Origin of the sequence: Acidovorax sp. LjRoot118, assembly GCF_964253575.1 — a bacterium.
Lineage (GTDB): Bacteria > Pseudomonadota > Gammaproteobacteria > Burkholderiales > Burkholderiaceae_C > Acidovorax.
The window spans coordinates 3,033,290-3,055,648 of sequence record NZ_CAXURB020000001.1; the positions used below are offsets into that span (position 1 = coordinate 3,033,290).

Here is a 22,359-nt window from a genome sequence, read left to right on the forward strand (position 1 = left end):
GCGGCATGTCAGAAGTCAAGGTTGTTCTCCGGCTTGAGCGCGGCGAGTACGTGGCCGACCTCAAGGCCACGGGCGCCGAGCACCAGGCATTCAGCGCCCAGGTGTCCACCAGCGCGACGGCTGCGTCCTCCAGCCTGGGCGCGGTCGCCGGGCAGTTGAAGGCCGTTGGTGCCGCTGCAGGCAGCGCAACCTCTGCCGCCTCGGCGCTCGACCAGGCCGCCAAATCTGCCAGCCAGGCCAGCAGCGCAGTCAGCGTCATCCCGCAGCAGCTCCAGGGCGTCGCAGCGCAGTTCAAGAACTCCCAAGCCGCCGTGGCCGGCTTCGGCCGCCAGTTGGATCAGTCCCGGACTGCGCTCGCGTCCACCACCGCTGCAGCGGGGGCCACGGGCGCTGCCCTGCTTGCCGCCAGCCGCCAGGCAGAGCAACTGGGCGGTGCAGTCTCCTCAAGCGCCAGCAAGGCCACCAGCGCGGTGGATGGGCTCAATGGAAATCTGCTGCGCCTCGGCCAAGCTGCGGCCGGCGCATTCGCTGTCAACAAGCTCACCGGGCTGGCAGACGGTTGGACGAACCTGACCGCCCGCATCGGCCTCGCAAGCCAAGGCCTCGGCAGCGCGCAGGTCGGCCTGGCTGGCGTGACCCGCATCGCGGCCGAGGCGCGTGTCGACGTGACCGGTCTTGCGGAAACCTACGGGGTGCTGTCCAAGGCAGGAGCAGAGCTGGGCTTCAGCCAGCAGCGGGTGCTCGGCGTCACCGAGACCCTGTCCAAGTCGATGACGCTGTCGGGCGGCAGCGCGGCCAGCGCATCGGCGGCAATGGTGCAGTTCGGGCAAGGCCTACAGGCGGGAACCTTGCGCGGCGATGAACTCAACAGCGTCTTGGAGCAGGCACCACGGCTGGCCCAGGCGCTTGCGGAAGGCCTCGGCAAGCCGGTCGGCGCGCTCAAGGCCATGGCCGAGCAAGGGCAGATCACCACCGACGCCATCTTCGTCGCGCTCGAGCGCATGAAAGGCAAGATCGACAGCGAGTTCGCCCAGCTGCCCGCCACCATCGGCCAGGCCTTCACCGTCATCAGCAACAGCCTGATGCAGACCATTGGTGTGTTCGACCAGGCCAACGGCATCAGCCGCGGCTTCGCGGAAGGGCTTCTCGTCGTAGCCCGGAACATGGACACAGCAGTGGTTGCTGCCGGCCTGGTTGCGACCGCCTACATCGCCATTTCCCGCTCGGCCACCGTGGCGGCGGCGGCCACCACCGCCCTGAACGTTGCCACCGGGGCCCTCGGCGGCCCCATCGGGCTGGTGGTGACCGCGCTGGGTATTGCCGCCACCGCATGGGTTGCCTGGAAGGCGGCCGGCACCAGTAGCGAGAAGGCCGTTCAAGCACAGGTGGCTGAGTCCCACGAGGAGATCATCAAACGCATCGACGCCCAGATTGCCAAGCTGCGCGAGCGAAATCGCCTGTCGGGCGCACCTTTGCCCAAGACTGAGGATCAAACCTCCCTGGATGCAGCGAAGCAGTACACGGACGCCTATAACCGGTATCAATCCATCGTGAACGGTGAGGGCCAGTTTGCGAATTTGCCCGCTGCGGCCCGTTCCGACCTGTTGAAGAGCGCAGGCATTGCAATGGGGCAGGCCTTCCAGCGCTACACCGACCTCGCGGATGCAATGACCGAGGACGCCAAGAACAAGACGCGTGAAGCCCGCGAGAAGTTCATGGCGGACTACAAGGACCAGGCCGACAAGATGGCCCAGGCGCTCAAGGCCTACGACGCCGAGTTCAAGGGCAAGGTCAGTGATGCGCAGTACAAGGCAGACACCGACGCCATCAAGGCCAAGCACGCCAACAAGGGCACAGGCCCGTCTGCAGCCAAGTTGGCCATTTCCGCCGAGATCGCCGAGCTGGAGCAGCTGCAAACGGAAGCCGCAGGCATAGCAGACCGGGCGGCGAAGCAACTCGAAGCCCAGCACCAGGCCGGCCTGGTCAGCGAGGCACAGTACTACGCCCAGCGGCGCCAGATGGCCCTCAACGCCAACACCGACCAGATGGCCATCGTGGAGCTGGAGCTGGAAGCGGTGGAAACCTCCAAGGCGTCGGCCGCCGACAAGGCCAAGGCCCGGGAAAAGTACGGCCAGGAGCTGGCGAAGCTGGCTCAGAACGAGCTGACCATCGAGTCCGACTACCAGGACAAGCTGACCGAGCTGCAGGCCCGCGCAGCCCAGGCGCGCATGCAGGCGCGCCGCCAGGAGACTCAAGGCATCGAACAGTGGATGGAGCAGCAGCAGACCGCCCAGCGCGAGAACCTGGCCAGCATCGAGCAGCGCATCACTTCGCTTGCCGATGAGCAGAAGGCGGCCGACCTTGCCGCCGCCAAGAACATCAGCCTCGCCCAGGCCATCGAGCTGGTGACCATCGCCCGCCTGGAAGAGCAGCGCGCGGCGAAGTACTACGAGGGCAGCGACGGCTGGAATCAGGCCACCCAGGAGATCGAGGCCCGGCGCCGCCTTGCCGCCCAGATCGGCAGCAACCAGACCAAGGACGCAGCACGCCGCGCCGGGGTCGAGGCCCAGAGTGAGCTGCAGCGCGCCACAGACAACTACACCCAAGGGCTGGTCAATGCGGCCATGCAGGGCGGCGACAGCCTGAAAAACTACATCACCAACATGCTCAAGCGCAAGGCCTGGGAGATCGTGCTCACGCCCGTCATGGAGGGGCTGGGCGGCATCCTGGCGACCATCATGGGTGCGGTCGGTGGTGGCGGTGGTGGTGGCATGGGTGCGCTTGGCACGGCATCCAGTGCGGTCAACCTTCTAAGCGCTGGCAAAACCGCCTGGCAGCTCGGCTCTCAGTGGCTGAGCGGCAGCATGTCCTCGGCAAACGTTGCGGGCACGGTGTACGCCAACGCGACGGGCACGGGCCTCAACGGTTTGTTGGCTACCAATGGCGCATTCGGCACCTCTGCTACGTCTGCTGTCAATGCGGCTGCGGCCATGGCGCCAGGCACCGCGCCTGCGCTGCCTGCGGGCACGTTGGCCGCTGCGGCTGCGGAAGGAGGCGCCGCCACCACCGCGCCTACCTTGATCAGCGCTGGCTTGAAGATGGTCCCCATCATTGGCGCAATCATCATGGGCATGATGGCGTCGGGCAGCGCCTATGACCAGGGCTACCGCCTGGAGGACAGCACGATTCGCAAGAGCTACGGGCTCATCTTTCCCCAGATGAACAAGCTCACCGGCTTCTTCGAGAAGATCGGATTCAGCGAGCGCTCGGCCAACATCATCACGGGCGGCGCCCTGATCGGCAAAATTGCGTCGAAGCTGGGGATACAAGCCACAGCGCACACCGGAGCCGGCGCGATCTACCAGAACGGCACGGTGGTCGGCGGCCGCGAAAACTACACCTATGACCGCTTCAACATGGGTGACCCGCGCGAGTACGCGGCCAGCGCGCAGCCCGCCATCAACGAGGTCGCCAAGGCGGTGGGCGGCACGCTGGACGGCTTCTTTGATGCTTTCGGTCTGAAGTCCGGCTTCAAGGTGCAGACGGCCTTTGCCGACGACATCAGCAAGGACGGCGCCTGGGGAAGCTTCCGCGTGGATGACTCCGCTGGCAACAAGGTGCTGGACTGGAAAGACACCCAGACGAGCAAATGGGCGCCCAAGGAATTCGCCAACGGTGACGAGGGCTGGAAGCAATACCTGGACGCCATCAGCGATGCCACCATCGACACGTTCAAGGCATCCTCCAAAGAGCTGCCCGCATGGGCGAACCGCATCATTGCGGCGGCCGACACGTCGGGGGATGACACCGCCAAGGTACTGGAGCAGCTGCTCAAGGACGTGGCCGCCTATCCCAATGCGATGCTGGAAGCCGTGGGCACCTCTCGCGACGAGCTGGTGCAGCAGTTCGCCGAAGGCCTTGCCAAAGGCGATGCAACCGGGGCGGGCCAGGCCGTTGCCGATACCCTGGTGGCCAGCGTCGAGCAGAGCCTGTACACCGATGCAGCGGGCAAGATCTTCGACACGGTCAACCAGGGCATCGTCACCCCGATGCTGGACGCCATCACCACGGGGGCATCTCTTTCGGAGCTGCTGAGCCAGGAGTCCATCGACCGGGTGATCCAGCGCGCAACGGAGCAGGCCGCAGCCCTCAACACGCTGTTCAACGATCCGCGCTTCCAGGCGGCCCTGGAGCAGATCCGCACCGGCGTGGGCGGTGCCCTGGGCAGCGCGGGCTCCGCCCTGACCTACGTGCCGAAGTACACCCAGGCCGTCAAAGACAATACCGATGCGACCAAGGATGGCACGCAGGCGCAGCGCGAGGCAGCAGACGAGGCCAAACGCATTGCCGACGAGCGCAAGGGCCTGCAGGACCAGCTCGACGCCCTGACCATGACCCGCGTGCAGCTCCTCGAAAAGGAGCGCAACGCCATCCACGAAAGCAACCGCGCGCTGTGGGACCAGGTCAAAGCCGCCGAGGCGCGCGCCCAGGTGGCGGCAGAAGCCCCGGCCGTGCTCGACCGGTACCGCACCCCGGCGCAGCGCCAGGCGCTCGCCTATGAGGGTGTGAGCGCCGGCCTGGCCGACGCCGGCATCAACGTGTCGGCCGCTGCTCTGGCCGGTGCCTCCAAGGACCAGATCGCGGGTGCAGTAATGGCTGTGCACGCCATGGGAACCACCTCCGACGCGACCCGCCTGGCGCTGCTGAGAGCAGCCGCGTCGCTGTCCGACCTCAAGGAAGCAGCGGCCGACACCGCCCTGGGCGTGCTGAGCAACGCCATCGACGCCCAGAAAACCGCCATCAGCGAGGCCGCACAGGCCCGCATCGACGCCCTTACCAAGGAGGGCCAAGCCCAGCAGAAAGCCCACGAAGCCGCCAGCGAGGCGGTGGCGACGCTCACGTCCATGACCGAGACGCTTGCCAGCGCTGCGCGTTCACTGCGCGGCCAGGTCGAAAGCACGAAGCTGCAGGACCTCGCCGCCGCCCGCCGCTTCATCGCTGACGCCCTTGTCGCCGCCAATGCAACCGGCGCCATGCCTGACGCTGATGCTCTTTCCCGGGCCCTTGAATCGGTCACCAACGACGACCAGCAGCGCTACGCCTCTGCCGTCGACTGGGAGATTGCCCAGCTCGACCAGGCGAACCAGCTGGCCCAGCTCGAGCAGCTCGGCCTGCGGCAAAAGTCTGTGGCCGAGCGCCACCTGCAGGCGACCGAGGACCAAGCCAAGCTGCTGGAGGAGGAGATCGATGCCATCCAGCAGAGCACCGACAGGAGCCTCAAGGCATTGGACGACCAGCTGCGCAACGCCGAGGAACAGCTCGCCGTGGCGCGCGGCATGGACCTGTCGCTCAAGAACATCGACAAGGCCACCGCCAACTTCGCCTCGGCCCTGGCCCAGCTCGCGCCCTACCAGGGCGCGCCTGCTGCGGTCGCGACGCCGGGCGGGGCGGCCAAGCCCGGCGCCACGAAGCCTCGAACGGTGCTCGACGGCCCCAATGGGGCGCAGTACGACAGCAGCAGCGGCGTTTTCTACGCCGGCAGCACGGGACTGCCTTACCTGGCCGCCGACCTGGGTGCGGCGGCCATCGACATGGTCAACGCCGGCCAGGCCAAGGACCTGTACGACATCGCCAAGGCCAACGGCATCACCGCCGCCATGCTGGCCGAGTGGACAGGCAGCAACACCACCACCATCAACGACTGGGCGAAGGCCAACGGCCTGGCTTCGCTGGACGTCGGCACCAACTACGTGCCCCACGACATGCTGGCCCTGATCCACGAGGGCGAGCGCGTCGTTCCCAAGAAGTACAACCCCGACGCCAACCCCGGCATGTGGACGGGGGCACAAGCCATCAGCGCGCGCCTGCAGCAGTCGGGCGGCAGTGCAGCCGGCGAGGCGGCAGTCTCCTCGGTCATCACCACCCTCGGCCGCAGCGTCGACCAGCTCGGCGCTGGCATCGGCTCCCTCACGGACGCAGCCCTGCAGACCCGTGATGCCGCCAGGCGCACCCGGGACGTCATGGAAGCCGCAGCGCGCGGCGAACTCAAGCTTTCGGTGACCACAGCATGATGCGCGTCCTCCCATCCCTCACCGTCACGCCGGCAATGTTGCTGTCCACCACAGTGGCTCTGGAAGATCCATCGCCCGTGTGGGCTGCAGCCACCGCCTGGGCCAAGGACGACCTGTGCCACCGTGTGGAAACGCACCTGGTGTACCGCCGCATTACTGCCGGCACGACGGCCACGGCTCCCGAGTTGGACCCGGCCAACTGGAAAGCCATCCGGCCCACCAACAAATGGGCCATGTTCGACCACCTGAGGTCTACGCAGACCACGGTGTCGGGCGGGCCCCTCACGGTAGTGCTGCAGCCGGGGCAGCGCGCCGACAGTTTGGGCCTGCTCAACCTGGTGGGCTCGCGGGCCAAGATCCAGGTCCACCAGGGCTCTACGCTGATCACCGAGCGCGAGCAGAGCCTGATCCAGCACACCGTACAGAACTGGTACGAGTACTTCACTGGCGACCCCGAGCAGCGCCCGAGCCTGGTGGTGTGGGACCTGCCGCCTTTCCGCGACGCCAAGATCACCGTGACCATCGAGCCCGCCTCGGGCGTGGCCTCCTGCGGCCGGCTGTCCGTGGGCATGGGCGTGAATGTGGGCGAGGTGGAGTGGAACCCCGAGAACGACGCCCTCAACTTCAGCCGCATCGAGCGCGACTTTGATGGGGCGCTGACCCCCGACGTGACGCTGATCGCCCGCCGCTCGGTGCCCAAGGCCAACATGCGCGTGCGGATCGACGCGGCCAACGTCCCCCGCATGCTCAAGCTGCGCGAGCAGCTCAATGCGGTGCCGGCGCTCTGGGCAGGGTGGACGCGCTACCCCAACAGCCCCTATGCCGAAGCGTTCCTGCTGTACGGCATCTACCGCCGCTTCCCCATCCGGCCCAGCAACAAGCTGTACGCCTCTGCCGACCTAGAAATCGAGGAAATGTGACCATGCCAGGACTCTCCGACCTGATCGCCCCTGTTGAGCCCACGGCGCTGCCGGCGCTGTCGACGCCCCCGAGTCTCACCAACCCCGTGAACTTCGCCGAACGGGCGGACGTGCACGTGGCCGAGGTGGTGGCGCAGGTGCCCCTGCAGAACGCAGCCAACGCCAACGTCCACCACAACGCCCAGGCGTCCTACCTTGCCGCCCAAGTGGCAGTGCCCGCCGCAGTAACGGCGGTCGCTGCCAGAGAAGACGCGCAGGCGGCCGCGATCACCGCAATCAACGCACCAGGCACCCTGGCCACCAGCACCACCAGCATGACCGTCGCCCAGGGCCAGCCAGCTTTCCTGATCGAGGCCGATAAGAACCTGCGTGCGGGCATGTTCGTGACCATCAGCGCGCCCGGCGGCCAGGTGATGTACGGGCGCATCCAGTTCTATGACAACGCCACCGGCGACATCGAGGTGTTTGTGTCCCATACCGAGGGCGCGGGCACCTACTCGCAGTGGACCGTGGCTGTCAGCGGCCCACCGGCCCGATTCCCACGCAACAAGCTTTTCTACTACGCAGGAGCCTGACACATGGCCAACGGACGATTGGGCGCGGCGGACCTCGCCGCCAACACAAACACCACCCTCTACAACCCCACGGGCGCCACTGGGACCGTCACCGTTTCAGTGGTCAACAGGAACGCGAGCGGGGCGCTGGTGCGCCTGGCGCTGGCCGCTACGGCAGCACCCACCGCAGCCGAGTGGCTGGAGTACGACGCTTATCTGCCCACCGCTGGCGTGCTGGAGCGGGCGGCCATCGTGGTCGGTCCGGGGCAGTACCTGGTCGTTCAATCCTCGGCCGCCAGCGTGTCGGCCGTGGCTTTCGGTTTCGAGGAATAAGGAGCATCCATGGGACGCAACATCACAACGACCGCAGCCGCGCTGCACGAACCCCTGGCCGTCACCATCACGGGCGACGCGGTCACCGTGGGCGACTACGTGCGCGTGGAGGCCTCGGGCGCTGGCCGGCGCGCCGTGGACGGCCTGTCTCTGGCGGCGCAGAACACCGGGACTGGCGTCACTGCGCTGGCGGGCCTGGGAGCTACAGCCCATGTTGCAGCGACCAACTACGGCGGTTCAGTCCAGCCGGGCCGGCTGCTTGCTGTGCTGGGCAACGGCAACGTTGCTTGCCTGCACGCGGGCGATGGCACGAGCGCCAGCAACGCACTGACTTGCCGAATCTACAGCCCGCTCAAAGCCCAGGTGGCAGTCGTTGCGGTCACGGCTGCGGCGAGCATCTCGGTGTTCCGGGTGTTCAAGCTCGGCGCCAACAACTTTGCTGTTTGCTGGGTGGAAACCTCGGCGCTGAAAATGGCCGTGTACAGCAATGCAGGCGCCGTAGTGTCGGCGGCTATCACTGTGGCCACCTTGGGCTCTGGCGCCATGTCGCGCTGGAATGCTGCAGCGCTCGCCAACGGCGATCTGCTGCTCGCTTATGACAAGACGGCCACGGGCGGAATGTTCTTCAGCCGGTACAACGCCTCAGGTGCGTTGCAGGGGGCAGAGACCACCGTGGAGGCCGCCGTGGCCGCCGACTATGTGTGCGTGCTGCCCCTGGCCGCTGGTGGCTTCTGGGTCTACTACTACCGCAGCACGGCGACTGCTGCATACAAGTTCGCCCGGTACAACGCGGCAGGCGTGCTGCAGGGTGCTTTGACCACCGTTTTCACGGGCAGCGCCAACCTGACCGCCGGGCTGTCCGAAAACTACGCCATCGAGCTTGCAAACGGCAATGTGGCGCTGGTGGACCCGACCACAGGCACAGTGTCTGCAGTGCGCCTGTACGACGGCGCCGGCACGTTTCTGGCCACCATCACCAACAACACCGGCTTGGGTTCAGGCCTGGGTCCCAACAACACCATGCCGCGTGCCAAGTCTGGCGGCGGTTTCTACATCGCAACTTTCAACGGCCTGATTGCGCAGTACGACAACGCCGGCAATCGGTTGGTTTCTGGGACGGCGCCCACAGCACTCCCAGGCAGCAACCAGGGGCTGCTGATCGAGCGCGTCGCCACTGGCCCCGTGCTTTTCTACACCAACTTCGACTCATCCAGTACCGGCTCTGTTTCGGCAATGGCATGGGACGCCTCGCTGACTGCCGAGGCCACGGCGCTGACCGTGCAGGCAACCACGACCACCACTTTCGGCCTGTGGGCCGAGCTGATGCCGTGCGGCTTGCTGGCCTACACCTTCTGCTCTACCGCCGTCACCGGCGTGTCCGTTCATGGGCGCCTGGCGCCGCAAGCTGCATCGTTGCTGGGTCTGGCCATCACGGCCGGCAGCGACGGCCAGGCGGTGACCGTGGCCACGGCGGGCCGCTGGCGGGCCAACCAGACAATGCCGGCCGTGAGCTTTGACCGGCGCAGCTCGGTGCCCGTCGGCTGCAAGGCCATCATCACCGGGGGCACGACAGCCGTGCTTCTCGGTATCGTGGCGTGAGCGGGGAGGCCATCATGTGGCAGCTTCAAACCAATGACGGCAGCACCGTTGTGACCGGCACCGGCCCTGTGGTTTACAGCACCGACAGGGGCGGCTGGGAAACCTCGGAGACGGTCTACGCCGATCCCGACCGGGACCTGCAGCTGGTGGACATGCCCGCAGCCATTGCGGCGGCCGTGGCGCGCATCGACGCCGACGTCGACGCCATCTATGGCTCTGCCATCGGTCTGCGCCAGGCGGAGTACGAGATGGCTGAGCGCCAGGCGCAAACCTTCGCCGATGCCGGCTACGAGCCGCCTGTGCCTGGCATGGTCCAGAGCTGGGCCATCGCCAAGGGCTGGACCGCCCAGGCCGCCGCCGATGACGTCCTGGCCGTCGCTGCCCAGTGGCGCGGCGCCCAGGAGCTGATCCGCGCGCAGCGCCTGCTGCGCAAGGAACAAGCCCGGGCTGCGCTGGGGCCAGCCGGCCTGGCCGCGACCATGGCTACCTGGGCGGGCTTTGTTGCCGCCGTACGCGCCCAGCTGGGCATAGGGGGTGCGTGATGCTGCTGGCCTCGTACAAAGCCATCCGCCCAGGCATGCAGGGCATCGCCAACCGCCTGATCCGCTGGCGCCTGGACGGCGACTACAGCCACAACGAGGTGGTGTTCGAGCCCGGCGATGGCGTGGACCACCTGATGCCCGACGGCACCTGCGAGCCAGACGCCTCGGGTGCCCTGTGGTGCGCCAGCAGCGTGGCCTGGGAGCGCCTGCCGGCGACGTCGCCGCGCCGGCCTGGCCACCGAGGGGGCGTGCGCTTCAAGCGCATCAAGCTGGACCCAGCCCATTGGGACCTAGTCAAGTACCGCCGCGATCCGCTGGCGGCCGCCCAGCATTTCAAGCGGCGGGAGGGGGCGCTGTACGACTGGCAGCTGATCCTGGGCTTCGTGGCCTGGCTCTTCCGCCACAAGGCCTCGCGCGACACGTGCTCTGAGGTGTGCACCGAGGCAGGCGGCCAGCTTGAAGGCCACCGCGTGGACCCATGCACCCTGCACCAGATCGTCGCGGCCGAGGACCGCTATTTCCGCTCGCTGCTGTGGCTCGCGGCCGCAGGGGAGGAGGCGGCTTACTGAAGAAAAAAGACGGGCGACCCGTGCTGGTGCGCTAACACCAGCCCGAGCCCCGAACCCGCAGAGTAGACCTGCAAGCCCGGCAAGACCCGCCACCCTGTACAGAGTGCGGCGAGTCTATCGGAAGTTTCAACCAGAGAAACCGGCTTGCAATGACTGAAATAAGGTGCGGCGAGTGCCGCAAGAAGCTCGGCGAGGGCGAATACACCGTCCTCACCATCAAGTGCCCCCGCTGCGGGGCTGTCAACACATTGAGGGCCATGAGCCCCCCACCCGAGCGCCACAGAGCGCCAAACGGACCCTCTCATGGCCCCCAACCCCATCATTCCCTGGATCGGCGGCAAACGCCGCTTGGCTGAGCTGCTGCTCAGCCGCTTTCCCGCCCACAGCTGCTACGTCGAGGTCTTCGCGGGCGGCGCAGCGGTGTTCTTCACCAGGCATCCCGCCGAGGTCGAGGTGCTCAACGACGTCAACGGCGACCTGGTCAACCTGTACCGGGTGGTCACCCACCACCTCGAGGAGTTCGTCCGCCAGTTCAAGTGGGCACTCTCCAGCCGCCAGATCTTCAAATGGATGCAGGAGACCCGCCCCGAGACCCTGACCGACGTCCAGCGCGCGGCCAGGTTCTTCTACCTCCAGCAGGAGAGCTTTGGCGGCCGCGTGTCCGGCCAGACCTGGGGTACCGCCACCACCGCCCCCAGCATCAATTTGCTGCGCATCGAGGAGAACCTCTCAGCCGCCCATCTTCGCTTGGCGAACGGCGTCTACATCGAGCAGCTCGACTGGGCCGCCTGCGTCGACCGCTACGACCGCCCCCACACCCTGTTCTACCTGGATCCCCCGTACTGGGAGACCGAAGGCTATGGCGTGCCGTTCCCCTGGGCCCAGTACGAGCTGATGGCAGCCAGGCTCAAGACAATCAAGGGCAAGGCCGTGATCAGCATCAACGACCACCCCGCCATCCGCAAGTGCTTCGCCGCCTACGATATGGAGGAGCTGCGCATCGACTACACCGTGGGCGGCGGGGCGAACCGGGTGGAGCGCGGCGAGCTGGTCATCTACAGCTGGGACCGCCAGGCCGAGCCGGCTGGCCTGTTTTAGAGGGTGGCCTTCAAATGTGCGCCAGCGCCAAGTTGGTCAAGAATCGCCTTGCGCTTCTTGTCAGCCATATCGAACTCGACAGTGTTTGACAAGCCGATGAGCAACTCAGAGCACCGGCTCAAGGACCTGCCTCTGAGGCGCAGGTATCCCTTGTAGAAGGCGGGAAGCTGCTCGTCGCACGCGGCAAGTTCTCCTGCATGGCGTCGGAGGGCGTTGTGGCCTTCAGCGCCCCTTCTGATCTCATCGGGAACCAAGCCCTCAGGACTTTGCACGTTGGCGTAATAGACAAGGTCGGAGAGAACCTTGCTTCGCAGCTCTATATAGAGAACCATCGGCTTCAGCCAGAAAGTAGCCAGGCAGTAGCCGAGGGCTCCAGCTGCGATGGTGAGGAGTGTTGAGGCGAAGGTGGAATCGAATTGCATGAAGCCATTTTGGACCGTGGCTTGCAAATCCTGTAATTTCTTTTCGCTGGCTGAAAGAGTGGAACTATGAATTTATCGCAGCAGGGGGGGCGTAGTTTTCTCGCCGCGCTTCACCGAGGGCGTTGCGACACCACCCACTGATGGGCACGGCATGTGCCGATTCTGTGCATTGCTTCACGACTGGCGGCATGCATACGCCGCGCAAGGCCGGCCTGCCGACGAACGCCAACACAATCGCATCTGCCAAGCGCTTTTCAACAACAACCAGGCCCTTTTCTTGAGAAAATCCCCTGCACTCAAAGCCCTCCTCGTGGTCCTCATCGGCGTTGCGGCCATCACGCTCTTCGTCGGCAAACGCTGGTACGACTATGTCAGCAAGGCCAAGTCGCCCTATGAGGAGATCGGCATCGAACTCAATTCCCGCGCGCCGGGGCCACTGAACCGCTGGGGCTGCGCGCAGCTGCAGGAGCGGTTTGCCAAGTCCGTGCCGCCCTACGGTTGCGCGGCTGGCGACGGCCGGCAGTGGAAGTGATGCCCGCTGCCGCCGAGAACCCCTTGCGCCCCCTCTTCCCTCCCTTGAAACGAGTCACCGTGTTCACCAAAATTCTGGCAGCCTCGGCTGTCCTGGCAGCCATCACCCTGGGTGCCGCAGGCAGCGCCCACGCCCAGAGCTATAAGCTCAACATGCCGCTGCCCGAGGACAGCGACACCGTCCTGCGGGACATCACCGTCACGCCCAAGGGCACCACGGTGACCATCGTGGTGGGAAACACCACAGACGAAATCGGTGAGGCTTGCATCCACCCCAACCACCGCCCCGAAGCGTTCACGATCAAGGACCTGGACAGCGGACTGGTGCTCAGGCAACGGGGCGTCACGGGGATCAGGTCGTGCGCGCGGGGGATGGACACCATCCGGCCGGGCAAGCGCAAGATCGTGAAGGTACAGTTCGAGGCCCTGCCGGCCACCGCGCGCCGGCTGCAGGTGGGCGAGAACAACTGCAAGCAGAAGGAAGACGACGACATGCACTACTACTGCTTTGCCGAAGTCGTGCTGAAAAGCCCGAAGTAATTCGCGATAGCCGGCCAGGCGACCGGCATTGGTGGCTGCAGCCCGGGCAGGCCACCCTTCATTTTTCGCGGCATCCGTGCCAAATTTCACACACCGGTGCTGCCGTTCCAAGTGTTACTTGTTGGCGCGACCACAGCGCGTGCGCGTCTAGATAATCCCCCGCCATGGAGTGAGGAAAAGGGGCGCGCTGCAAGCGTGCCCCTGGGCTCCATGGGTCGGACCGAAAAAACACACACAACCCATCGCGTAACTCTATGAAAATCTCTTCTGCCCTGCGCCTGGGCCTGGCCAAATACCTGGCCTATTCGCTGCTCGCGCTGCTGTTGATCCCACTGGCCGCCTACCTGTTCACAGGGTATGCCCAGCGCGACGAGGACACCCGGTTCATCGCCCGCATCAGCCAGCGCATCGATGCCGAGAAGGCCATGCCCGCAGCCGAGAAGCAGGTGCAGAAAGACTTCTACCGCGCCAACCCGCCGTCCACCATCTGCACCAACCAGGACCCCGAAGTAGCGGACTACCGCGAGGCCATGTGCGAGACCTATGGCGAGCTGTGGCAGTTCAACCTGGTGCGCAAGCTGTCGCTGTGGAGTATGGTGGCCGGCGTGGTGCTGCTGGTGGCCGTGCTGGCCCTCGGTGCCCTGGCCTTCGTCAACCGCAGGCTGCAGTACACCAGCTTCGTCACCGGCTGGCACCTGACCACCTGGGCCAGCGCCATCTCGCTGGTGGTGCAGGGGGCGCTGGCGGTGTGGCTGTCGTTCTGGGTGACGGCGTTCTTCATGCACAAGTACTGGCCCAAGCTCATCATCCTGGTAGGGATCCTGGTCGCGTGCGGGGTGTTCATGGCGGTGGTGGGCATCTTCAAGCGGGTGCAGCTGAACAACGGCGTGGATGGCGAGTTGCTCACCGAGGCCGATGCCCCCCTGCTGTGGGCGCGCATCCGCCACATGGCCGAGCGTTTGAAGACCGAGCCGCCGCGCAACATCGTGGCCGGCATCGACGCCAATTTCTTCGTGACCGAGGCGCCCCTCACCGTGGGCAACCAGCGGCTCACCGGGCGCACGCTGTTCGTCAGCATTCCCCTGCTGCGCCTGCTCGACCAGGCAGAAGCCGATGCCGTGCTGGGCCACGAGCTGGCGCACTTGCGCGGCGGCGATACCCAGAGCAGTGCGCTGCTGGGCCCCAAGATCAGCCAGTACGACCACTACCGCCACGCCATGCGCGAGGGCGGCCTCACGGCCGTGTTCCTGCCCCTGATCGACCTGTACCGCACCATTTTCGAGGTGGCGCTGGCGCGCGAAAGCCGCGCACGCGAGTTTGAGGCCGACCGCACTGCCGCCCAGCTGGTCTCGCCCGATGCGATTGCGCAATCACTGGTGAAGATCGCCGCCTATGCGCAGTACCGCTCCAAGATCGAGAGCGAGCTCTTCGGCCAGAACCGCAAGCACGACGCCGCCGCGCTGGGCATTGCCAGCTATGTGGCCCAGGGGCTGCCACCCTATGCCGCATCGGCCGATTTCCTCTCGGAGATGAGGACGGCCAACGTGCCCCACCCGTTCGACTCGCACCCCGCCATGCCCGAGCGCATGCGCTCCGTGGGCGTGGCGCTGGCCGAGAGCGACTATGGCGCCATCGTCGTGCGCGTGCCGGCCGCCACCTGGGCGCAGCAGATCCTCACGGCCGATGCCATCGAGCAGCGCATGTGGGGCGCGTACGAGCAGGCCTTCGCAGCAGAGCACGAGCGCAGCCTGGCCTACCGCTACGAGCCCGCCAACGACGAAGAGCGTGCGCTGGTGCTGCAGTATTTTCCGCCGGTGCAGTTCGCATTGAAGGGCAGCGACACAGTGACGGTGAGCATCGAAGGCATCGCCACCTCGGCCGATGGCGTGACCGTGGCCTGGGACGCCATCAAGGCGCTGGAATTCAAGGAGAGCACCTGGGGCAACGCCCTGATCGTCACCCACCCCGAAAAAGCGATGATCGGCGCCAAGACCAGCAAGATCAAGCTCGGCGGCCTGAAGAAGGAGAAGGACGCCTTCAACGCCAAGGTTGGCCACTACTGGCAACGCCACCAGATCATGCGGGCGCAGCAGCAGGAAGCCTGAGCCCGGCCCGCCATGCCGGGCGGGTGGCCCTCCTCAATCCGAGACCCGCACGCCCTGCACCTGCGTGCCCAGCTTCAGGTACAGCAGGCCATCCGAACCCATCCACCACGGCCCCGCCTGCGGCGGCACCTGGGCCGCGCTGCCGCTGGGCAGCACCCACTGCGGCACCAGGCGCCATGCCTGGCCGGCCAGGGTCAGGGTGAGCGCGCCCGTGTTGCTGCCCGCCTGCACCGACAACACCGCACCCGGCAGCGCCGTGGTGAAAATGCTGCTGGCCTGGGTGGCGTTGAGCAGCGCGGGCAGCAGCCACTGCCGTGCGCCCTGCCCTGTCTGCAGGTAGATGCGGCCCTGCTCGTCCACACCGATCTGCGGCGTGCCTGGGGCCGTTCCGCTGCCCGTCCAGTCCGGCCGCAGCACATAGGTCTGCCCGCCGGTACGCAGCTGCAGCACGCCTTCGGGGCCGAGCTTCAACGTGGCATCGGGCAAGGCCGCTGTCACGGCACCCGCAAGGCCAGCGAGGTCGGCCACGGCGGGGGCGAACTGCACGACAACGCCGCTGCGCACCCAGCGCAGCAGGCCCAGCGGGGTGAAGGCCATGCCGTCGGGCAGGCGCGCGTCGATGGTGATGGGCTGGGTGGGCAGCAGCTGGAAGACCTGGCCGCCATCGCGCACGAGCAACACGCCCGAGGGCGCCACCTCCAGCCCCTGGGCCATGTTGCCGCCCGACAGGCGGGCCAGGGCGCCGTTCAATCGTGCAAAGGCCTTGTTGTCCACCGAGATGGATGCCGGCAGGTTGGCAAACGCCATGGGGTCGCCCGGCTGCTGGGCATCGCCCTTGAGCGAGCCCAGGGTGATCGCGACCACAGCCCCCTGGTCGTTGACCTGCAGGCGCTCGCCAGCCTGCAGGCCCATGCTGCCCACGGCGGGCAAGCTGCCTGTGGGGGCGGTGAGCGAGCCCACCTGCACCGCCACGGCCAGCGGCTGCGCTTCGACGGTGGTGCCTGCACTGCCCGAACTGAGCAGCACCGGCCCGGCCAGCACCATGGGCTGCCCCACGGCGCTGGAGGCCATGGAGGCCCAGCCCTCCAACACCACCAGCACCAGCACGCTTTGCCCATTGACCTCGGCAATGCGCAGCTGCGTGCCCGGCAGCGCCTGAACGGTAAGCGGCTGGCCGTTGACGATGACCTGCAGTGTGGTGGGCGTGGTGCCCGTGCCGGGCAGCACGATGGTGCCGCCGCCCGCGCCCGGGCCCACCACAACGGGCAGGGATGGGTTGGTGATGGTGGTGGTGCTGCCGGGGGTGTTGATGGTCGTCGAGGTCGGTCCGGGGTCTTCGGCGGGCGGGGCGACGACCACCGGTGCGGTGGGCGTGACAGGCGCACTGGCAAGCGATGGCAGGCTGTCGCCCACGGCGTTCGTCGCCCTCACGGTGAAGGTGTAGGGTGTGCCGTTGGTCAGGGTTGTGATGGTGCAAGTGCGGGGCGCGGCTGCGGCCACCGTGCAGGTACCGCCAGGGATTCCGCTGACGGTGTAGCTGAGGATCGGGCTGCCGCCATCGCTGGCCGGGGCTGTCCAGGTCACAGTGGCCTGTGCATTGCCTGCCGTTGCGGCGGTAGCGGTCGGCGCGTCCGGCAGGGTCATGGGGGTACCGCTTGCCGTTGCCGGACCGCTGGTTCCGACTTCGTTGCGCGCGACCAGGCTGAAGGTGTAAGCCGTGCCGTTGAGCAGGCCGGGCACGGTGCAGGTGGTTGCGGTGGTGGAACAGACGGCGGTGGACCCACCACCCGTGGTGTCGGTCACCTCATAGTGGGGCCAGCCGCCCCCACCGGGCGACCAGGAAAGGGCCAGCGCGGAGTTGCCCGCCGCGGCACGAAGCTGGTGGGCGAAGCCGGTGCGACAAGTTGCCGCTGCACCGCGCCCACGTCGCAGCTGCCGCTGGTGGGGCGCGGCGCGCCGCGCTGGTCCACGGCCGACGCGCTGCATGAGCCCGCCACGCTCAACGCCGGGCTGCCAAGGCCGGGCATCATCGTCTTGGTGGAGCCTGCGTTGAATGCCAGAACGCCCAACTGCGGGTCCAGGTTTTGAGCGCCGGTGCAAGTCACGCCGGCCGGGCAGCTTCCCTCCACAATGCCGCCGTCCACCGAGATGCTCCCTCCGTTGACAAAGAACTGCGAACCGGTCGCCGCAGTATTGCCCCACACAATGGAAGACTTCACGTCGAAGGTACTGCTGGTGATGTGCACCGCCCCTCCGGAAGTGGCAGAGTTACCCACCAAGGTGGATTGGGTCATGGTGACGACACTGGTTCCTCCACCGTCCGAATAGCTTGCAATGGCGCCGCCCTTGGCGGACCCTGTTGTCGCTGAGTTGCCATTGAATGTGGACTGCGAAATGAGCGTTGCCGCGTGTCCCAAATTGCCCAGCAGAAAGACGGCGCCGCCAAAGCTGGCCGGCCCTGATACGGCATTTGCGTCAAACGACGACTGCGCAATTTCTGGATTGGCGGTGCTTGCCGACCCCGCCCAGACAAACACGGCCCCACCTCCGTTGATGGCCGTGTTGCCCGTGAATGTGGATTGCCGGATGAGAGGACTGCTCACCCCGCCGGAGCCGGCCATGCTTGCCAGCGCCCCACCAGAGTGAACGGACGAATTGCCGCTGAACAGCACATTGGACAGGGTCGGGCTGCATACCCTGCCGCTACCAACAGCACTGCAAAGAAGACCGCCACCTTGGGACTCGGAATACTGGCCGATTGAGAAAACGTTTCCGTCGACAATGCTCAGCCCGTCTACCACCGTATCGCTTCGTTGATGGACTCCGTTGCCTGCGGCACCGATGACCACGACGTGGCGGCTGATGTCCGTGTTGTCCCCAGCAACACCAATATCGCCCGACAGCACTGTCAGCCGGTTGTCGCTGCTGCGCTGCGACAGTGAGGTTTCACCCCCCGCAAATCCTCCATAAAGCTTCAGCGGGCGATTGATCGCAAAACTGATGCTGCGATCCACCGTAAGGGTAGGCAGGTAGGTGCCCTGGCTGGCCCAGATCTCGTCGCAGTTGGCATCCGCCAGCGCGGACTGCAACGGCGCAGCGGCGGCCCAGGTGCTGCCGTCGCCCGTGCCAGCAGGTGACACCCGGCATATCGCTGCATTGGCAGCGCCCGCAGCAGACATCACCAACGCCAGCAACCCCAGCGCGCGCATGCTGCGGCTTAGGCGCGCTGATGGGTTCAGGGGACAAGCACAGGCGAGGGATGTGGTCATGGGCAACAGGCGTCTGGTGAAAGCAAAACGATTGCAGACAGCGCCTGTGCCAAGCGGTACGGTCGTCGAAGCCAGCGCGTGCGATGCAATACAGCAGGCATGCTAGGCCCTTCAATCCGTTTTGTATGTCGTCTAATTAGATGACAAATGCGGTTTTTTTGAGGGCCCGGGCACAGGCTTCACGCGTGGCCGAGGGCCTGCTGGTGACACCGTAACCGGACCCGCAGAGACTGGCTTCAAGGCAGAGAAGCCTGCGCGCGCCGCAGCAGAAGCAGGGCCTGGTTGCCGTTGCCACCGCTGTTGCCGTATCCGGCCAGGGTGCTGCCGGGCGTGGGGTCGGCGTTGATCACGCCCACGCAGTCGGGGCCGGCCGCGCAGCCGCCTTGCAGGATGCTGGCCTGCACGCTGGTCTTGCCGCTGTAGGTGGTGTCCAGTTGCACGCCATGCACGGAGGTGTTGCCCCAGATGACCGAGGACACCACTTCGACCTGGCTGCCGCCGCCCGCGAAGTTGAGCGAGGACAGCGCGCCGCCGTAGCCGTCGGACGCATTGCCGATCAGCGTGGACTGGCTGAGCAAGGGGCGGCTCACACCGCTGCTGCCGCTGGACACGCTGGCCAGGGCACCGCCGAAGTCGCCGGCCCAGTTGCTGCTGAAGGTGGACTGCGTGATGCGCGGGCTGCTGGTGCCGGCGTTGCCGTGGCTGGCGATGGCGCCGCCGTAGCGGCCCGACGCGTTGCCGATGAAGGTGGACTGTGCGATGGCGGGGCTGCTGGTGCCGCCCTGGCCCACGCTGGCGATGGCACCGCCGTAGCCGTCCACCGCGTTGCCGATGAAGGTGGACTGCGAGATGCCGGGGCTGCTGGCACCGCCGGCCGCGCCGAGCGAGTAGACAGCGCCGCCGTCGTCGCGCGCCCAGTTGCCGCGGAAGCTGACGTTGGCGATGCTGGGGCTGCACACGCTGCCCTGGCCCGCGCCATTGCAGTACAGGCCGCCGCCGCTGGCGTGGCTGGCGCCGTCGGCCCGGCCGTGCACGATGCTCAGGCCGTCGATCACCGTGTCGGCGGGCTGGTAGATGCTGGCCACCGATGCAGCCCTGGCGCCTGCGCCCAGGCCGCCGATGACCACCACATGGTGGCTGTTGTCGGCGCTGACCACCGGCGTGCCGATGTCGCCCGAAAGCACGGTGAGGCGGCTGTCGGCGCTACGCTGGGCCAGCGCGGTCTCGGTGCCGGCAAAGCCGCCATAGAGCTTGACGGGGCGGTTGATGGCGAATGCGATGGAGCGGTCTGCGCCCTCGGTGGGCTTGTAGGTGCCCTGCTGGATCCAGATTTCGCTGCACGCGGGCTTAGCCAGGGCCGACTGCAGCAAGGTGGCTGCGGCCCAGGTGCGGCCGTCGCCGGCGTCGGTGCCGGTGCTGCTGACGCGGCACACGGCGGCGTGGGCCGTTGCACCGGCGGTGAGCAGCAGCATGCAGCCCATGGCGGCGACGGTGCGGCGGGCGGTGAAGGTGGTGCCGGCGGCGGCGGCAATTGAACGGTGGTGTGTCATGGCGAATATCCCCAATTGAAATTGAACAGGCAGCGCATCGCCCGCCACGCCTTTTTACGCAGCTATAGAAATAAGAGCTATTGGGTAATGCAGCCGCGATGCTAGGCCTTTCGCACGCGCTTGTATGTCCCCCAACTAGATGACATTTGCCGCTTTTTTTGGGGGCTCCGCAGGCACCGCCGCTGCGGTGTGGATCCGCAAGCGGAGTGCGGCTTTGGGCTGCGGGACTACGCGGGGCCAGGCACCTGGCGAGAAGGCTGCTGCAGGGGCAGCGACAGGCAAAAGACATTGCCTGCGCCAGCCCCGTCCTGCGCACCGCTGCCGGCAGTCCATGTGCACTGCGCACCGATGGCCTGCACGCGCGAGCGCACGTTGCCCAGCCCTTTGCCCCGGCCCGGTACGGTACTGCCCGGCGGCGGGGTGGCGGACGGTGAGCTGAAGGGCTGGCCATCGTCACGCACCAGCACCTGCACGCCCGTGGCGTCCGAGGTGGTGGAGATGCCGATGGACTGCGCACCGCTGTGCTTGATGATGTTGGTCAGCACCTCCTGCAGGATGCGCAGCACGTGCAGGGCGCTCTTGGGGTCGAGCCATTCCAGCGCGGGCACATCCTGCACACCCCAGCGCAGCGTGAGGCCTGCGGCCTGCAGGCGCGGCCCCAGCCGAAAGCGCAGCGCGGCCAGCAGGCTGAGCAGGTCGGCGCCGCTGTGGTCCAGCGAATCGATGGAGAGCTTGAGGTCATCGATGCACTCCTTGAGCACGCGCGCCATGTCGCCCTCGTGCAGGCGCCCGCCTTCGGCCATGCGCAGCGCGCTGATCAGCGACGAGCCGATGCCATCGTGCATGTCCTGCATCATGCGCTGGCGCTCGGCATCCAGTGCGCGCTGGCGCTCCAGCTGGTTCACTTGCGCGTAGGTGGCGGCCAGTTGGGCCTCGCGCTCGGCCAGGCGGCTTTCCAGCCCCGCGTTCAGCGTCTCGACCTCGCGCAGCGCGCCGGTGTAGCGCAGGAACACGATGACCAGGAAGATCGCGAACACGCCGATGGAGGCGTAGGGGCCCAGGTACAGCCCTTCGATGGACACGCGGTAGCTGGCCATCAGCGTGTCGTAGATGGATGCGGGCACCGTGAGCGAGACCCACAGGCTGAGCACCATGGCCCAGGGCGAGCGGTTGACCCACGACGCCCACATGCCCGAGGCCGCCACGATCAGCGTGACGCCGACGATGCACAGGTAGATGGCGGGCAGCACGGTCTCCACCTTGAGCGGCAGCCACGGCAGCGTGACCACCGAAACGGCGGTGACGAGGGCGATGATGGTGCGCTCCACCCGCGGCATGCGCAGCCCATGCACCCGCACGGTGAACAGGAACACGCACACCAGCGACCAGCCCAGGGAATTGGCCGTGAGCCAGCCGAACCAGTCGTCGGAAATCGGCAGCGGCACGTCGCCCATGGTGAACTGCACCATGCGCAGCGCGTTGGCTACCGACGTGGCGAAGAACAGCACGTACATCACCTCGCTGCGGCGCACGCACCACACGGCAAAGGCAAAGATGCCGATGACCACGAAGGCGCCCGCCGCCATGGCGGTGAAGTCGGCCTGCAGCCAGCTGCGCACCTGGTAGCGCCACAGCAGCTCGCCCTCGCCGCCCACCCAGGCGGTGGAAATGGCCCCACCCACTCCCTGCTGGCTGGCCATGCGCACCAGCACCGTGGCCGGTGCGGGCGCCCCCTGCGCGTCGGCCAGCGGCACCCACAGGGGCCGGTTGAAACTGTTCCACACCCGGCTGCCGCGCGAGCGGTGTACCAGCTGGCCATCGGCATACACGGCGATGCCGCCGATGGTCTGCCAGCGCGGCAGGTACAGGAAGGTGCCGTCGGCCGGCGCAGCGCCGGCAGGCACCTGCAGCCGGTACCACACCACCTGGGGCAGCGCGGTTGCCGTGTCGCTCGATTCGGCCATGCTGCGCGGGCGGCTGTGGGGCAAGGCCACGTCCTCCCAGGGCACGCTGCCGTGGAGCACCTCGGGCGGCGGCGCGGCGGGGGCCTGCCAGCCGGCACCCGCAGGCTCGGGCCAGAAGCCTGCCTGCCTGAGGTGGCTGGCGCCAGCGCCCTCTTGGGTGGCCGGCTGTTGTGCCTGCGCGCCCGCCACCGCCATGGCCACGAGTGCGGCCGAAGCCAGCCACAGCAGCACCAGCCAGCGCAGGGAGGGTGAAGGCGAATGCCGGCGAGAGGACGGCCGGCGCATCCGTGTG

General features: G+C 66.9%; 17 protein-coding genes. 12 read left to right on the top strand and 5 right to left on the bottom strand.

The features are described from left to right. Positions 1-5: 5 nt before the first annotated feature. The 9 genes from ACSQ9E_RS14375 (at position 6) to ACSQ9E_RS14415 (ending at position 11,686) form a co-directional block, all read left to right on the top strand. Positions 6-6,071 (top strand): tape measure protein, encoded by a 6,066-nt coding sequence (locus ACSQ9E_RS14375; protein WP_436218214.1) that lies wholly within the window; start codon positions 6-8, stop codon positions 6,069-6,071. Beyond that, a complete protein-coding gene (locus ACSQ9E_RS14380) occupies positions 6,068-6,991 on the top strand; it encodes a hypothetical protein (protein WP_436218215.1) in 924 nt (307 codons plus the stop codon). The genes ACSQ9E_RS14375 and ACSQ9E_RS14380 overlap by 4 nt, the downstream gene beginning before the upstream one ends. Positions 6,992-6,993: 2 nt before the next feature. Continuing rightward, positions 6,994-7,566, top strand: a complete 573-nt coding sequence (locus tag ACSQ9E_RS14385) for a hypothetical protein (RefSeq protein ID WP_436218216.1) — start codon at positions 6,994-6,996, stop codon at positions 7,564-7,566. 3 nt (positions 7,567-7,569) lie between these two features. Further along, complete coding sequence (locus ACSQ9E_RS14390) at positions 7,570-7,878, top strand: hypothetical protein (protein ID WP_157422101.1); 309 nt, start codon at positions 7,570-7,572, stop codon at positions 7,876-7,878. Between the two features lie 9 nt (positions 7,879-7,887). Further along, entirely contained in the window at positions 7,888-9,477 is a 1,590-nt protein-coding gene (locus ACSQ9E_RS14395; protein ID WP_436218217.1) for a hypothetical protein, read from the top strand. A 14-nt stretch (positions 9,478-9,491) separates the two neighbouring features. After that, positions 9,492-10,019, top strand: a complete 528-nt coding sequence (locus tag ACSQ9E_RS14400; protein ID WP_436218218.1) for a hypothetical protein — start codon at positions 9,492-9,494, stop codon at positions 10,017-10,019. Beyond that, on the top strand, positions 10,019-10,588 hold the full coding sequence (locus ACSQ9E_RS14405) for a hypothetical protein (protein WP_436218219.1): 570 nt from the start codon (positions 10,019-10,021) through the stop codon (positions 10,586-10,588). Before ACSQ9E_RS14400 ends, ACSQ9E_RS14405 begins: the two co-directional genes overlap by 1 nt. A gap of 149 nt (positions 10,589-10,737) precedes the next feature. Then, a complete protein-coding gene (locus ACSQ9E_RS14410) occupies positions 10,738-10,944 on the top strand; it encodes a Com family DNA-binding transcriptional regulator (protein ID WP_082608226.1) in 207 nt (68 codons plus the stop codon). Further along, positions 10,892-11,686 carry a DNA adenine methylase gene (locus ACSQ9E_RS14415; protein ID WP_436218220.1) on the top strand — a complete coding sequence of 265 codons (795 nt, stop codon included), beginning with the start codon at positions 10,892-10,894 and terminating at the stop codon, positions 11,684-11,686. Before ACSQ9E_RS14410 ends, ACSQ9E_RS14415 begins: the two co-directional genes overlap by 53 nt. On the opposite strand, the gene ACSQ9E_RS14420 is transcribed toward ACSQ9E_RS14415, so the two are convergent. Further along, positions 11,683-12,108: a hypothetical protein gene (locus tag ACSQ9E_RS14420; RefSeq protein WP_436218221.1), complete on the bottom strand. Its 426-nt coding sequence runs from the start codon at positions 12,106-12,108 to the stop codon at positions 11,683-11,685. The genes ACSQ9E_RS14415 and ACSQ9E_RS14420 overlap by 4 nt on opposite strands. A 277-nt stretch (positions 12,109-12,385) precedes the next feature. Between ACSQ9E_RS14420 and ACSQ9E_RS14425 the strand changes: the two genes are divergently transcribed. From ACSQ9E_RS14425 to ACSQ9E_RS14435, 3 genes are all read left to right on the top strand, one after another. After that, positions 12,386-12,640, top strand: coding sequence for a hypothetical protein (locus tag ACSQ9E_RS14425; protein WP_436218222.1), 255 nt, complete (start codon positions 12,386-12,388; stop codon positions 12,638-12,640). A gap of 59 nt (positions 12,641-12,699) precedes the next feature. Beyond that, positions 12,700-13,179 (top strand): hypothetical protein, encoded by a 480-nt coding sequence (locus tag ACSQ9E_RS14430; protein ID WP_436218223.1) that lies wholly within the window; start codon positions 12,700-12,702, stop codon positions 13,177-13,179. 254 nt (positions 13,180-13,433) lie between these two features. Continuing rightward, positions 13,434-15,284 (top strand): M48 family metallopeptidase, encoded by a 1,851-nt coding sequence (locus tag ACSQ9E_RS14435; protein WP_436218224.1) that lies wholly within the window; start codon positions 13,434-13,436, stop codon positions 15,282-15,284. Between the two features lie 33 nt (positions 15,285-15,317). Here the strand turns inward: ACSQ9E_RS14435 and ACSQ9E_RS14440 are convergent, their stop codons facing one another. The 4 genes from ACSQ9E_RS14440 to ACSQ9E_RS14455 form a co-directional block, all read right to left on the bottom strand. Then, positions 15,318-17,135: a fibronectin type III domain-containing protein gene (locus tag ACSQ9E_RS14440; RefSeq protein ID WP_436220223.1), complete on the bottom strand. Its 1,818-nt coding sequence runs from the start codon at positions 17,133-17,135 to the stop codon at positions 15,318-15,320. Continuing rightward, complete coding sequence (locus tag ACSQ9E_RS14445) at positions 17,084-18,553, bottom strand: choice-of-anchor Q domain-containing protein (RefSeq protein WP_436218225.1); 1,470 nt, start codon at positions 18,551-18,553, stop codon at positions 17,084-17,086. The genes ACSQ9E_RS14440 and ACSQ9E_RS14445 overlap by 52 nt, the downstream gene beginning before the upstream one ends. A gap of 236 nt (positions 18,554-18,789) precedes the next feature. Next, a complete protein-coding gene (locus ACSQ9E_RS14450) occupies positions 18,790-20,103 on the bottom strand; it encodes a hypothetical protein (protein ID WP_436218226.1) in 1,314 nt (437 codons plus the stop codon). 227 nt (positions 20,104-20,330) lie between these two features. Then, positions 20,331-22,352, bottom strand: a complete 2,022-nt coding sequence (locus ACSQ9E_RS14455; RefSeq protein WP_436218227.1) for an ATP-binding protein — start codon at positions 22,350-22,352, stop codon at positions 20,331-20,333. Positions 22,353-22,359 lie beyond the last annotated feature (7 nt).